The 13,461-nt window shown below is 54.4% G+C and carries 12 protein-coding genes; 9 read left to right on the forward strand and 3 right to left on the reverse strand.

Annotation, left to right across the window (positions count from 1 at the left end):
- Nucleotides 1-138 precede the first annotated feature (138 nt).
- The gene (locus HNR65_RS01275; RefSeq protein ID WP_181549632.1) at nt 139-912 is read right to left on the reverse strand and encodes an enoyl-CoA hydratase/isomerase family protein; all 774 of its coding nucleotides are present in this window, start codon (nt 910-912) and stop codon (nt 139-141) included.
- Between the two features lie 627 nt (nt 913-1,539).
- Between HNR65_RS01275 and HNR65_RS01280 the strand changes: the two genes are divergently transcribed.
- Entirely contained in the window at nt 1,540-2,763 is a 1,224-nt protein-coding gene (locus HNR65_RS01280) for an LL-diaminopimelate aminotransferase (protein WP_181549633.1), read from the forward strand.
- A gap of 55 nt (nt 2,764-2,818) precedes the next feature.
- Here the strand turns inward: HNR65_RS01280 and pabB are convergent, their stop codons facing one another.
- The gene (gene pabB / locus HNR65_RS01285) at nt 2,819-5,089 is read right to left on the reverse strand and encodes an aminodeoxychorismate synthase component I (protein ID WP_181549634.1); all 2,271 of its coding nucleotides are present in this window, start codon (nt 5,087-5,089) and stop codon (nt 2,819-2,821) included.
- Nucleotides 5,090-5,244: 155 nt separating this feature from the next.
- Nucleotides 5,245-5,838, reverse strand: coding sequence for an anthranilate synthase component II (locus tag HNR65_RS01290; protein ID WP_181549635.1), 594 nt, complete (start codon nt 5,836-5,838; stop codon nt 5,245-5,247).
- A gap of 589 nt (nt 5,839-6,427) precedes the next feature.
- Between HNR65_RS01290 and HNR65_RS01295 the strand changes: the two genes are divergently transcribed.
- The 8 genes from HNR65_RS01295 to HNR65_RS01330 all read left to right on the forward strand — a co-directional run bounded on the left by HNR65_RS01295 (nt 6,428) and on the right by HNR65_RS01330 (nt 13,460).
- Nucleotides 6,428-7,444 (forward strand): DHH family phosphoesterase, encoded by a 1,017-nt coding sequence (locus HNR65_RS01295; protein ID WP_181549636.1) that lies wholly within the window; start codon nt 6,428-6,430, stop codon nt 7,442-7,444.
- A gap of 13 nt (nt 7,445-7,457) precedes the next feature.
- Nucleotides 7,458-8,153, forward strand: coding sequence for a precorrin-2 dehydrogenase/sirohydrochlorin ferrochelatase family protein (locus HNR65_RS01300; RefSeq protein ID WP_181549637.1), 696 nt, complete (start codon nt 7,458-7,460; stop codon nt 8,151-8,153).
- Between the two features lie 38 nt (nt 8,154-8,191).
- Nucleotides 8,192-9,013: a c-type cytochrome biogenesis protein CcsB gene (gene ccsB, locus HNR65_RS01305; protein WP_181549638.1), complete on the forward strand. Its 822-nt coding sequence runs from the start codon at nt 8,192-8,194 to the stop codon at nt 9,011-9,013.
- Nucleotides 8,994-10,328, forward strand: coding sequence for a glutamyl-tRNA reductase (gene hemA, locus HNR65_RS01310; protein ID WP_232364603.1), 1,335 nt, complete (start codon nt 8,994-8,996; stop codon nt 10,326-10,328). The genes ccsB and hemA overlap by 20 nt, the downstream gene beginning before the upstream one ends.
- A gap of 128 nt (nt 10,329-10,456) precedes the next feature.
- A complete protein-coding gene (gene dksA / locus HNR65_RS01315) occupies nt 10,457-10,819 on the forward strand; it encodes an RNA polymerase-binding protein DksA (RefSeq protein WP_181549639.1) in 363 nt (120 codons plus the stop codon).
- A 2-nt stretch (nt 10,820-10,821) separates the two neighbouring features.
- Nucleotides 10,822-11,712 carry a PHP domain-containing protein gene (locus HNR65_RS01320; RefSeq protein ID WP_181549640.1) on the forward strand — a complete coding sequence of 297 codons (891 nt, stop codon included), beginning with the start codon at nt 10,822-10,824 and terminating at the stop codon, nt 11,710-11,712.
- Between the two features lie 9 nt (nt 11,713-11,721).
- Entirely contained in the window at nt 11,722-12,420 is a 699-nt protein-coding gene (gene rnc, locus HNR65_RS01325; protein ID WP_181549641.1) for a ribonuclease III, read from the forward strand.
- 5 nt (nt 12,421-12,425) lie between these two features.
- Nucleotides 12,426-13,460 carry an elongator complex protein 3 gene (locus tag HNR65_RS01330; RefSeq protein ID WP_181549642.1) on the forward strand — a complete coding sequence of 345 codons (1,035 nt, stop codon included), beginning with the start codon at nt 12,426-12,428 and terminating at the stop codon, nt 13,458-13,460.
- Nucleotide 13,461 lies beyond the last annotated feature (1 nt).

Consider the following 13,461-nt stretch of genomic DNA (forward strand, 5'->3'; position numbering starts at 1 on the left):
TAGATGGCGCCGTAAAAAGTTCAAGATCAAGGCTTGCGCAATTTCATAGAATGCAGCGTACTTATCCGTACGTGAAATTCTGAGAAATTGCGCGTAACGCAGATATTGAACTTTTTACGGCGCCATCATGGTTGCCATCTATTTCATGCTGGCCTGAACGAATTCTAACGTCTGACGAACCTCATCGCGGAAAAAATTCTTCAGTTCCGCCTGCCAGTTTTCCTCTGCCAGTTTTCTGCGGATCCGCTGCACCGTATCCGCGCGCAGCATCTGCTTCATCCGCATAAAAGGGCGGCCCGGGTTGTCAATCCACAGGGAGACCACCTGTCTGGCCCGTTCCATGAGCATGTCTTCGGCAGCCAGTTCATCCACCAGCCCCTTTTCCCTGGCGCCAAACACATCGACCATATCGCTGAAAAACATCACATCCCGGAACCGGTGGTTGCTGTCAAATCCGAACCGCATGACCTCGTGCTGGGCCACGCTCAGGGGCAGGCCGATTTTGTTTTCAGACATGCCCACTTTAATTTTGGGATGCTCCTTGATAATCCGGTAATCTGCGGCCATGGCCAAAATCAGCCCGCCGGCCGCGGTATGGCCGTTTAAGGCCGCCACAACGGGTTTTCTGCAGGCAAACAGGGACGTGAGCACCTGCTCTTCAAACTCAAAAAACTCCACAGCTTCCCGGAGTTCGGAGAAACCCAGAAACATGGGCAGATCAAATCCGCTGGAAAAAAACCGGCCCTCGCCGGTAAGCACAATGCCCTTGGGTGAGGGGTTTTCATCTGCCTCGGCAACGATTTCTCCCAGGCGCCGGAGCATATCCCGGTTTAAAGAATTGGTTTTGCCGTGGTTTAAAGTGACAATCCGGATGTCGTCCTCAGTGGTTTCCTGCAGCAATTGTTCAGTCATGAGCGTGTTCCTTTGTTCCTTTATATATTCTTAAATTTGTATACAGAAATGTTGATGAGCTGATAAAAAATCTTTTTTACCGGCAGTGTTAAGTTTTAAGTGATTAAGTGTTAAGTAAAATCAAAAAGTTATTTGTTTATTGAATAACGGTTATATCCGATTTGGGCCTTTTTGCGACTTTGCCAAAGCGACTGTTTGTTCATAAAAACAATCGTATTTGCAACCGGCCAAATTCCGGCAAATAAAGTACAATACAAGGCTTGTGTCAAGAATGAAAACCCGGCTTCAGCAGGCCTGAAAACAGCAGGGGACCGGAGCGGCCCGGGCGATATTGACACAAGCGGGTTTTCTATTATATACGAGCAGAAATTTTTATCAATCATGGAAAATTTGATGCACCCGTAAAAAGTTGGTTTTTAGACGGCTTTGTAAAAAGTTCAAGATCAAGGCTTGCGCGATTTCGAAGAATGCAGCGTAGTTATCCGTACGTGAAATTCTGAGAAAATGCGCGTAACGCAGATATTGGACTTTTTCCGAAGCCGTCAAATGTAAAAATATGAAACCGGGAGATGCCAGCCCGGCAATTGACAACAATGCCATAAAATTTATCAAAAAGGACCGCTGACAATGATTCGTATCAACCCCCATTACAAAAAACTCCAGGCCTCTTACCTGTTTTCCGATATTGCCGCCCGGATTTCCGATTTCAGCCAAAAAAACCCGGATACCGAAATCATCCGCCTGGGCATCGGAGACGCCACCCGGGCGCTGCCCGCGGCCTGCATTGCGGCCATGCACGAAGCAGTTGACGAAATGGGACAAGACGCCTCCTTTCGCGGCTACGGACCCGAGCAGGGATACGCGTTTCTGCGGGAAAAAATCGCGGAGCACGACTTTGCCGCCAGGGGCGCGCAGATTGCAGCAGACGAGATCTTTGTCAGCGACGGGGCCAAGTGCGACACCGGCAATTTTCAGGAAATTTTGGCAACAGAGACCCGGGTGGCTGTTCCCGATCCGGTGTATCCGGTGTATGTGGACACCAATGTCATGGCCGGCCGCACCGGAGCGTTTCAAGACGGCCGGTTTGAAAACATTGTGTACATGCCCTGCACCCGGGAAAACGACTATTTGCCGGACCTGCCGGATACCGACGTGGACCTGATTTATTTGTGCTTTCCCAACAACCCCACGGGCACGGCCACCACAAAGCAAACCCTTTCAAAGTGGGTGGACTTTGCCCGGCAAAACAAGGCCCTGATACTCTATGACGCGGCATATGAAGCCTTTATCCGGGATGAAACCCTGCCCCGGTCCATCTACGAAATCCCCGGCGCCCGGGAAGTGGCCGTGGAATTCAGAAGCTTTTCCAAAACCGCCGGGTTCACGGGCACCCGCTGCGCCTACACGGTAGTGCCCAAGGAGTGCCGGGCCTTTGACAAAAACGGAAGCCCGGAAATGCTCCATCCCCTGTGGAACCGCAGGCATTCCACAAAGTTCAACGGCGTGGCCTACCCGGTGCAGCGGGCCGCTGAAGCCGTCTACAGCGAGCAGGGACAGAAACAGGTAAAGGCAATTATTGATGATTACATGAAAAACGCCGACCGGATCTGCCGGGAAATGGATGCACTGGGCTATTCATACGCAGGCGGCAAACACTCGCCCTACATCTGGGTGGATGCCCGGACCGATTCCTGGAACTTTTTCAACGCGCTTCTGGAAAAAACCGGGGTGGTCTGCACCCCGGGTGCGGGATTCGGACCCTGCGGGTCCAGATACATCCGGCTGAGCGCATTTAACAGCTATGACAACGTGGACCGGGCCATGCAGCGGATCCGCAAAGCCCTGGGATAAAAAAAACAGGGTAAAGCATCCGGGTACTGCCGCTTTTATTTCGTTCAGGCACTATTTAGCTGAAATCAGACAATACACTGCTGCGCAGGGCCGCGACCCATTCCGGATCGCAGGCAAGGGCTCTGCCGTCAACCGAGCGCACCCCCACCGGGCCCATCAGGGAATTGGTGACCAGCACCAGGTCTGCATCAATCAGAGATTGGACCGTGACTGGTTTTCTGCGGATAAAAAAACCCGATTTTTGAAGCTGCTGTGTCACGGCCTGCTCCATGACCCCGGCCAGCACATGGGCGGATGACGGACAGATCACGGTTTTTCCGTAAACCGCCAGCAGGTTGGCGGTGTTGGTCTCAGAAACAGATCCGTCTGGATTGCAGATCACGGCTTCATCCGCCCCCTGCCGGCGCGCCCATTTGCCGGCCATGAGATAATACAGGTAATTCAAAGTCTTATGATCTGCCATAGGGGTCTGCCGGAAACAGGGGTATGTGGCCAGATCCAGGGCGGGCTTTCCCGCCTGCTCGAGCCGGTGCACATACGAAGCAGCTGAAACCATCAGATGGGGCGGGCGATCAACCCGGTTTTCCTCCTGACGGGCCGCGGCCAGGAGCTTGACTGCGCACACCTGTTTTGCCAGGTTATTGGCCGCCACCACCCGGGAAATGATGGTCTGCCAGCTCAGATCCGGCACAGGGGTGTTAAAAAGCGCCTGCCACGTGCGGAAAAACCGCTCCAGATGCGCGTCTGCCAGATGAATTTGATTGTTTTCCACCCGGATGGTTTCAAAAAATCCGTATCCATACTGCACTCCCGGGTCGGTTACCGGCACCCGGGCATCGGTTTCGGAAACGATCATGCCGTTTAACCAGATCCTGGGCCGGCGGTCTTCAACCCGGCCGGCCCCGCTGAACACGCTCATCACGGACCGTCCCTTGTGAAGGGTTTCCTCGTATTCCGAGGCCGGATCCGAGTCAAACACCACGCCCCCGCCAACGGAAAAAAACATCCTGCTTCCGCGAATAACCGCCGTGCGGATGGCAATGGAGAGATCCATCTGCCCGTCAAAGCCGATATAGCCGATGGAGCCGGTATAGACATGTCTGCAGGCGGGCTCAAGCTCATCTATGATTTCCATGGCCCGGATTCTGGGACATCCCGTCACAGATCCGCCGGGAAAAGCCGCCCGGATCAAGTCCACGCTGCCTTTGTTTTCAGCCAGTCGTCCACGGATGACGGATACCAGGTGAAATACGTTGGGCCAGGCTTCCAGGCGTTTGTGTGCGGCCACCTCCACGGTGCCGGCCGCACACACCCGGCCCAGGTCGTTTCGCATCAGATCCACGATCATGGACAGTTCAGCATCGTCTTTTGCACTGGACTGCAGTTCTTCTGCCAAAGCCCGGTCGGTCGCGGGCGTCTCTGACCGGGGCCGGGTTCCCTTGATGGGCCGGGTTTCCACCAGGGCTCCGGTTTTGCAGACAAACCGCTCCGGGGATGTGGACACGATCCAGTGATCCCCGGCATGGACATAAGCATAGAAAGGCGCCGGGGCATCGGCAAACAGGCGGGCGAACATGGCGTAGGGATGGCCGGAAAAATCGGTTTCAAAGCGCTGGGAAAAATTCACCTGGTAGATGTCACCGGAAACAATGTAGTCTTTGATCGTCTCCACCGCCTCCATGTAGGTGCGCCGGGTAAACGGTGAAATAAAACCCGTTGATCCGCCGGAAAAGCCGGCCTCAAGGCATTGGACCGGGCGGTCTGTCTGCGCCAAAAACCAGTCCCGGGCCCGGGCCGGCCCGGTTTGTCCGGTTTTAGACCGTTGCGGGATGCACAGTCGGGTGGTTTGCCGGTGCCGGTCGCAGATCATAAGCACTGACGGGGCATACAGGCAGATCTCCGGCAGCCCCTGGTCATCTACTGCGGTTCTGGGGAGGTTTTCGATCCGGTTTTTCAGGTCATAGGACAGATATCCCAGAAGGCCCGCACACAGGGGCAGGTCCGGACAGGACTGACCCACGGCGCAGGTCTGGAGAAGCGCGCGCAAAACCTCCAGGGGATCTGCCTTCACACACAGGGTGTCGTCGTTGGTTTCAAGCCGGGCATAGACGCCGTCAAACCGGTAGGTCAGCCAGGGCCGGGCTGCCAGGATATGATATCTGGCCGCGTCATGATCCGTGCCGCTTGCCAGCACCACGGTGCCGGCAAGATCGGCAAACCGGGCGGCAGTGTCAACAAAGGGCTCCTTGAGATCAATTGTCTCGGTGCAAACCCTGTCAATGCCGCCGGCAAAACCGGAGATCTGCGTTTGCAGGTCGTTTATCATTTGACACACTCGTAAAAAGTCGGTTTTCAGATGGCGCTGTAAAAAGTTCAAGATCAAGGCTTGCGCGATTTCGAAGAATGCAGCGTACTTATCCGTACGTGAAATTCTGAGAAATCGCGCGTAACGCTGATATTGGACTTTTTACAGCGCCATCATCATTTCCTGTGCTCCCGGAGGTTGAGCGGCCCCTGGGAAAGAAAATTTTCCACAAGGGCAAATCCGCTTTGTGTCATAAAACTCTCAGGATGAAACTGCACACCAAAAAGCCGCCGCCCCTGATCGGCAATGCCCATGATCACGCCGGTGCGGGTCCATGCGCAGGTCTTCAGGCCCCGGCCCCGGCCGTCAATGACCAGGGAGTGATACCGGGTTGCGGTAAACGGGGACGCCATATGTTCAAACAGGCCCGTGCGGTCATGAAATATGCGGCTGGTCTTTCCATGCACGGGCACGGGTGCCCGGAGGGTATTTCCTCCGAAGGCCGCGTTGATGCACTGCATGCCCAGACATACGCCCAGCACCGGAATCCGGCCGGCAAAAGACCGGATGGCATCCACGCTGACGCCGGCCTGCTCCGGGGCCCGGGGGCCCGGGCTGATAAGCAGGTAATCGGGCCTGAGAGCCGCGATCTGCTCAACAGTGATGCAGTCGGCCCGGAAAACGGAAATTTCCAGGTCATAGCACATAAACATCTGCACCAGGTTGTGGGTAAAGGAATCATAATTGTCAATTACCAGCAGTCCGGCCATGATTTGCCCGCCTCCAATAAAAAAACGCCACCCGGATGAGCCTGGGTGGCGTTTGCCTAGAGCATAACTCATATACTAGTGCCTGAACGAAAACCGTCTTTTCCGCCAATCTCTGCGTCCGGCTCAAATTTTAATCCTCAAAATACGTCGAGTATTCCTGCGGTTAAAATCTTCGCCGTCCTTGACCTTGACGAAAAATCCTGGTTTTCATTCGGGCACTATACTATCAAGAACATCAATCTTAGACGGTTTTATACAACAAAACCCATGGCGTTTCAACACCAATTGCCCGCAGAAACGGTTCATCTTTCATAGCCCCCTGAGTTTTCAATCAAATTTGCCCTCTTGACAACCCGTTGGATTCTGCATATTGTTTTAGCAAATCAAGGGCCGGCAAACCCTTGCGAAAAAAGGGCTTTCGCGCCGGTGCCACGGCGTGATCCAAAAAAGCAGAAACCCGATGTGATCTGCCATTTGTGCAAAAAAGACCTGGCAAGGGCGAACGCGGCGTGTCGGTGTACACGCTTTTTTATTTGAATTCCCCAAAAAAGCGATTTTGCAGCGGTTGGCCCGCACAGGACGACTCATTATGACTTTGTCGACAGCCCAGAAACTTCAACACTTGATGGAGCAGTTTTCCGGCTCTGACCATGTACTGGTATTAATCAATGCGGACCCGGATGCCATCGCCAGCGCCATGGCCCTGAAGCGAATATTGTGGCGCAGGGTCACCCGGCTGACCCTGTCGAATATCAATACCATCACCCGGCCCGATAACATGGCCATGATCCGGCTGCTGGACGTCACCCTCATCCACGTCACCAAGATTACCCCGAACGAATTCAACAAGGTGGTGCTGCTCGACTCCCAGCCCTCTCACAACGAAAGCTTCCGGGAGTTTAAGTTCAACGTAATCATCGACCATCACGAACCCGACAGCTATGATGCCCCGTTTAGGGATGTCCGGCCCGAATACGGCGCCACGGCCAGCATCATGACCGAATACCTGAAAACCGCCAAGATCAAGCCTTCGGACAAGCTTGCCACGGCTTTGTTCCACGGGATCAAGACAGATACCAACAATTTCGAACGCATGGCCACCAATGCCGATATCCAGGCGTTTCAGTTTTTGTTCCGGCACGCCAACATCCACCTGGCCCGGCGAATTGAGCAGGTGGACCTGCGCATGGGTTTTCTGGATTATTTCAAGCAGGCCATATCGGAAAAAACAGTGGCAGACGACCGCATCTGCGTGCACCTGGGAAACGTGGAAACCCCGGACATATGCGTGTTGATCGCTGATTTTTTCATGCGGGTCAATACCGTGACCTGGAGCATTGTCTCCGGGCTCTGCGAGGGGCGCCTGATTATCATACTGCGAAACGACGGGCTTCGAAAGGATGCAGGCGGGGTGGCTGCAAAGCAGTTCGGCCGGTTCGGCACCGCAGGCGGTCACAAAAGCATGGCCAGGGCTGAAATCCCTCTGGAAACCGTAAGGGAAAATCTTCAAAATCTGGAAAAAGATACGGTTCAACAATGGATCCTTGAGCGGATCAACGCGGTATTTGACCAGTGCCAAAAACCAAAAACCGACGCATCCCCTTAAAAAGAAATGAAATATGGAAAAATATTATCCTGTTTACATTGATATTCAAAACCGGAAATGCCTGGTTGTGGGCGGCGGCGCCGTGGCCCTGCGCAAAGTCAGCGGCCTGCTGGACTGCGGGGCCATTGTGACCGTTGTCAGCCCGGAATTTCATTCGGATTTTCAGCAAATCGATCAATCCCTGCCCCTGCGCATGATCCGGCGATCCTACCAGACATCGGATCTGGATGACAAATTTCTGGTCATCGGCGCCACCAACGATGCGGCATTAAACCGCCAGGTCAGCGCAGACGCCCACATCCGCAATATTTTGTGCAACATCGCGGATGTGCCCGATGCCTGCAGTTTCATCCTGCCGGCAGTGGTTCGCCGGGGCGATCTGTCCATTGCCGTTTCCACCTCGGGTAAAAGCCCGGCTTTTGCAAAGCATTTGCGAAAACAGCTTGAAAAGCAGTTCGGAGAGGAATATACCACATTTCTCGGGCTCATGGGCGCCATCCGGGAAAAATTGCTGGCAGCCGAGCACGCACCCGAGGCGCACAAGCCCCTGTTTGAAAAACTCATTGACAACGGCCTGCTCGACATGATCCACAACAGGGACAAACAAGCCATCAACCGGCTGCTCCATGAAGTGCTGGGAGACGATTTTGATTATGACGCGCTTCTGGAAACCGGCTGCCGTCAGCAGGAACAAGGACCCCGGCGCTGACCGGCCAACACCAGGCAGGTGCCTGTAATGAGGGATAGATGAATTATGCACTGCTTCCGGCCATTTGCTGCTATCTGACCGGATCCGCCGCATATGCCGGATTTTTGTTCCGGCAGAAAAACGGCTACAATCAACTGGCCTACGCATTGGTCACCGCCGGGTTTGTCATCCACACACTGCTGCTGGCAGAAGCGGTTTTGCGGGCAGGGACGATACCCGTGCGCAACCTTCACGAAACCCTGTGGTTTGCCGCATGGACCCTGGCTTTTGTTTTTCTGGTGCTGTGGTGGAAAAGCCGCCTGAAAATCCTTGGCGTATTTGCCGCCCCCCTGATTACCCTGGTGGCGGCAGCTGCCTTTTTTGTCCCGGATACCGCCGCTGACATCGAAACATCTTTGACCGGGTTCTGGCTCATTGTCCACGTGGTGGTCATTTTTATCGGCGAGGCCTGTCTGGCCCTGGCCTGTGCCGCAGGTGTGCTGTATTTGATCCAGGAGCGCAACATCAAGTTCAAAAAACACCGGTTTTTCTTCAGGCGCCTGCCCTCCCTGGAACTGCTGGACAACACGGGATATCAGTTTATCATCATCGGCTTTACCGCCCTGACCGTGGGATTGATCACCGGATTTGTCTATGCCCATTCCGTGTGGGGGCGTTTCTGGAGCTGGGATCCCAAGGAGGTCTGGTCCGGCATTACCTGGCTTATCTATGCCGCCCTTCTCCATGAACGGCTGGTGGCCGGCATGCGGGGACGAAAGGCGGCCATTTTCGCCATTATCGGGTTTGCTGCCATGCTTTTTACCTTTTTGGGCGTCAATTTACTGCTGGAGGGGCATCACAATGAATTTACCCGGTGGTAGCCCTTCTGCTGAAACCCGGAAGTTTCCCGGAAAGGAGCAGTTGCCGGAAATCGTCATTGCCGGCATCAGCCACACCTCCGCTCCCGTGGAACTGCGGGAATGCCTGGCTTTTTCCACGGAGGAGAGCCGCAGCACAATCCAGGAACTCAAAGATCACCCGGAAATCCGCGAAATTATAATTCTTTCCACCTGCAACCGCGTGGAAATGCTTCTGACCGCCCATGATCCCCAATCCGCTATTCAGCGGGTGGAGGCCCACATCGCCCGCAGCCGGGATGTGAACGTAGCCCGGCTGCGGCAGTCCATGTACACTTACACCGGTGCCGAGGCAGTGCGCCACCTGTTCCGGGTGGCATCCAGCCTTGATTCCATGGTGGTGGGAGAGCCGCAGATTCTCGGCCAGGTCAAGGCCGCCTACAAAACCGCGGTGGAATCCAGGGCCACGGGAGTGATCTTAAACCGTCTTCTGCACAAGGCATTTTCCGTGGCCAAGCGCATCCGCAGCGAAACCGGTATCGGCGACCGGGCCGTTTCGATCAGTTACGCGGCCGTGGAACTGGCCCGCAAGATTTTCGGCCGGTTAGAGGACAAGACCGTGCTGCTGGTGGGCGCCGGGGAAATGGCGGAACTGGCCGTGGAGCACTTAAACCGGTCCCGGTCCACGGGAGCGCTATACGTGGCCAACCGAACCTTTTCGGTTGGCGTGGAGCTGGCCCGGCGCTTTTCCGGCAAAGCCATTGACTTTGAGGAAATCAGCGAAACACTGGAATCCGCAGATATCATTATCAGCTCCACGGGCGCTTCCGATTACGTGCTCACACGGGATCAGGTACGCCCGGTGATGCGCAAAAGAAAAAACAGACCCCTGTTTTTCATCGACATTGCCGTTCCCCGGGATGTGGATCCGGCCATCAACCGGCTCAACAATGCATACGTCTATGACATTGACGAACTGCAAGGGGTGATTGAAGAAAACATGGAATCCAGAAAAAACGAATCCGCCAGGGCCGAACGCATCATCGACGAAGCCGCTCTCCGGTTTCAGCAGTGGTATGACAGCCTTGACGTGGTCCCCACAATCAAGGACCTGCAAAGCAAACTGTCAACCATATTCGCCGCTGAACTCAACAAGACCCTCCATTTTCTGGACCATCTCAGCCAGGACGACATTGATGCGCTGGAAAGAATGAATGAAGCCGTGATCAAAAAAATCCTCCATGACCCCATGCAATTTCTCAAAAATCCCGGCTCGCACCGGGACAAATCCTTGTATATCGACCTGATCCGCAACGTCTTTAACCTGGAAGATGAGTAATACGGCCTGCTGATTTTTTCTTTACTTTTGAAAAACGGTTGTGTTAAGGAAAACATTTCTTGTAAAATGCGCTTTGCTGTCGGGAAGCATTGGCATGAAAACGCGATTGTCAGGTTAAGGAAGCTCCTATGGATCAAAAAGATATTGATTATTTTAAAGATTTGCTAACTCAACGACTTGAGGATCTGCTGGCCCAAGCCGAGGACACGGTTTCGGATATGCACGATTCCAAAGGCAATTTTCCGGACCCCACGGACCGGGCCGCCTATGAAGCGGAGCGAAACTTTGAGCTGCGTATCCGGGATCGGGAGCATAAACTGATTAAAAAGGTCAAAAAAGCCCTGGAGCGGATCGAAGACGGCACTTTCGGCATCTGCGAAAGATGCGGGGAGGATATCGATACCAAGCGGCTGAAGGTTCGTCCGGTGACCACTTTGTGCATTGAGTGCAAAACCAAAGAGGAAGCTCAGGAAAAAGCCCTTGGATTATAAAGTTGGATTGTAAATCCGGGAAAATCGACTTACATATTCATTCCAATGCTTCGGACGGAAGCCTTGCGCCTGCGCAAATCCTTTCCCAGGCTGCGGCATGCGGTCTTGCCGCCATTTCCATCACAGACCATGACACAGTAGCGGGAGTCAAGACCGCCCTGGAGATCAGGCGTTCACAAGGACCGGCGTTTATTTCCGGCGTGGAAATCAGCGCTGAATTTCCCCCGGGCTTTAATGCAGCCGGCAGCATGCATCTTCTGGGCTACGGATTTGATCCGTACAATCAGCCGCTGGCCGAGTTGCTTGAAAAACAGCAACAATCGCGGGTCCGGAGAAATCCCCGTATACTTGAAAAACTTGCGGATCTGGGCATTGATATGCACATGGCCGACATTGCCGCCGAAGCCCGAAAAGACGAAATCGCACGCCCCCACATCGCCGCCCACATGGTGAAAAAGGGCTATGCCGCCTCAATTGACGATGCCTTTGACCGCTTTCTGGCCAAAGGACAGCCCGCTTATGTGGACAGGTTCCGGATCAATCCGGAGGAAGCCATTTTCCACATCCACCAAAGCGGCGGCGTGGCCGTGCTGGCCCATCCCGGGCTGCTGGTTTTTAAACCCGGGGGAGAGCTTGAAAAACTGGTTGCCGCTCTTACGGCCATGGGTCTTGACGGCCTGGAAGCATATTACAGCGGCCATAGCCCGGCGCAAACGGCTGCCTTTGAGGCGCTTGCAGAAAAATATGGTCTTTTGCTCACCGGCGGCAGCGATTTTCACGGAGACATTAACCCGGAAATCCGCATGGGCAAAGGAGCTGGAAATTTACACGTTCCTTATGAGCTGTTTGTCCGGCTTTGCCGCGCCCTGACGGAGCGGACTTCCACCGGATAGACAGGCATCATGCATACCCCTGATTTTTCGGAACTCGAAACATCCCTTGAATACCGTTTTGCCAGCCGGCAGACCCTGGCCACCGCCCTGCGGCACAGATCCTTTGTGCACGAGCAAAACGGCCCCATGGAAGACAATGAACGGCTGGAGTTTCTGGGCGATGCCGTACTCAACCTCATTGTCAGCCATCTGTTAATGGATCGTTTTCCCGGACTGGCCGAAGGGGATTTATCCCGGGTGCGTGCCGGGCTGGTCAATGAAAACCGACTGGCCGCAGCCGCCAAAAACATCGGTCTGGGTCGATACCTTCAGCTGGGAAAAGGCGAGCAGCGCTCCCACGGCCAGCAGAAATTCTCCATCCTGGCTGACGCCTTTGAGGCCCTGGTTGCCGCAGTCTATATAGACGGCGGTTTTGCCCGGGTCTTTGAGGTGATTTCCCGGCATTTTGCCGTGTTTCTCGATGCCATTGAGGAAAAAGAACCCACCTATGATTTCAAAAGCCTGCTGCAGGAATATGTCCAGGGCCGGCACCAGGACATGCCGGCCTATGAAATCATCGAAGAAAGCGGACCCGATCATGACAAGACCTTTCGAGTGGCGCTTTCGGTCAGCGGCATTCGGGTCTACGGAACGGGCAAAAACAAAAAAGGGGCTGAACAGGATGCGGCCCAAAAAGCCTATGCGCGCCTGACCTCAGAACCGGAATAATGGATGTGATCGGCCGGAGAGCCAAACATTTTGTCATCCCGGTATTTATTCCCCACAAGGGATGCGCACACAGGTGCCGGTTCTGCAACCAGAATTTTGTGACCGGAGCCGCCGCCGTGCTGCCGGATGAAACCGAAATCACCCGCACAACAAGACAATACCTCAAATTTAAGCGCACCAGCCGGGGTTTTACAGAAATTTCCTTTTTCGGAGGCAATTTTCTGGGTCTTGAGTTTGCGGACATCCGAAGGCTGCTGGATACGGCAGCCGGTTTTGTTTCCTCGGGAAAAATCAACGGCATCCGGTTTTCCACCCGGCCGGATACCATTGACAAAAAACGTCTTGAAATCATGTCCAACTACCCGGTGACCACCGTGGAACTCGGGGTGCAGTCCATGGATGACAGGGTACTGGAAAGAGTAAAGCGGGGCCACAGCGCTGCAGATACCCGGCTTGCGGCCCAAAGACTGAAAACCGCCGGATATACCCTGGGCTGCCAGATCATGACCGGCCTGCCCGGGGAGGACGAGGCATCGAGCCTGGATACGGCCCGGGCCGTGGCTGCCCTGGAGCCGGATTTTGTCCGCATTTATCCGCTTGTGGTGCTAAACAAAAGCCCCCTGGCCGCTGATTACCGGGCCGGCCGGTTTGCCCCCCTGGACCTGGAAGCCGGTGTTTTGCGCGCCAAAAAACTGTTTCAAATTTTTAACCATTCCGGAATCAATGTGATTCGGATGGGCCTTCAGGCATCAGAGGGCCTGGATACGCCGGGTGCCATTCTGGCCGGGCCCTATCACCCGGCTTTCGGCCATATGGTGTTTGCCTCTTTGATGTATGACCATGCCGCAAACCTGCTGGATGCCGCCAAAGAGCTTCCGGATACCGTTGTACTCAACGTGCACCCCGGAAGCATCAGCCGGATGCAGGGGCTTTCCAAATCCAATCTGAAAAAACTCCATACGCGCTATCCGGAAGTGGAAAAATTTGAAATCCGCCCGGACCCGGACTTAAACACCCATGAAATAAGACTTGGTTTTTAGT

Origin of the sequence: Desulfosalsimonas propionicica (assembly GCF_013761005.1) — a bacterium.
Taxonomy (GTDB): Bacteria; Desulfobacterota; Desulfobacteria; order Desulfobacterales; family Desulfosalsimonadaceae; genus Desulfosalsimonas; species Desulfosalsimonas propionicica.

Excerpts from the sequence above, each read along its gene's own strand:
- HNR65_RS01295 (WP_181549636.1), top strand. The coding sequence starts at position 6,428 with ATGACTTTGTCGACAGCCCAGAAACTTCAACACTTGATGGAGCAGTTT.
- HNR65_RS01280 (WP_181549633.1), top strand. The coding sequence starts at position 1,540 with ATGATTCGTATCAACCCCCATTACAAAAAACTCCAGGCCTCTTACCTG.
- HNR65_RS01275 (WP_181549632.1), bottom strand. The coding sequence starts at position 912 with ATGACTGAACAATTGCTGCAGGAAACCACTGAGGACGACATCCGGATT.
- rnc (WP_181549641.1), top strand. The coding sequence starts at position 11,722 with ATGCATACCCCTGATTTTTCGGAACTCGAAACATCCCTTGAATACCGT.
- HNR65_RS01290 (WP_181549635.1), bottom strand. The coding sequence starts at position 5,838 with ATGGCCGGACTGCTGGTAATTGACAATTATGATTCCTTTACCCACAAC.
- HNR65_RS01300 (WP_181549637.1), top strand. The coding sequence starts at position 7,458 with ATGGAAAAATATTATCCTGTTTACATTGATATTCAAAACCGGAAATGC.
- pabB (WP_181549634.1), bottom strand. The coding sequence starts at position 5,089 with ATGATAAACGACCTGCAAACGCAGATCTCCGGTTTTGCCGGCGGCATT.
- ccsB (WP_181549638.1), top strand. The coding sequence starts at position 8,192 with ATGAATTATGCACTGCTTCCGGCCATTTGCTGCTATCTGACCGGATCC.
- dksA (WP_181549639.1), top strand. The coding sequence starts at position 10,457 with ATGGATCAAAAAGATATTGATTATTTTAAAGATTTGCTAACTCAACGA.
- hemA (WP_232364603.1), top strand. The coding sequence starts at position 8,994 with ATGAATTTACCCGGTGGTAGCCCTTCTGCTGAAACCCGGAAGTTTCCC.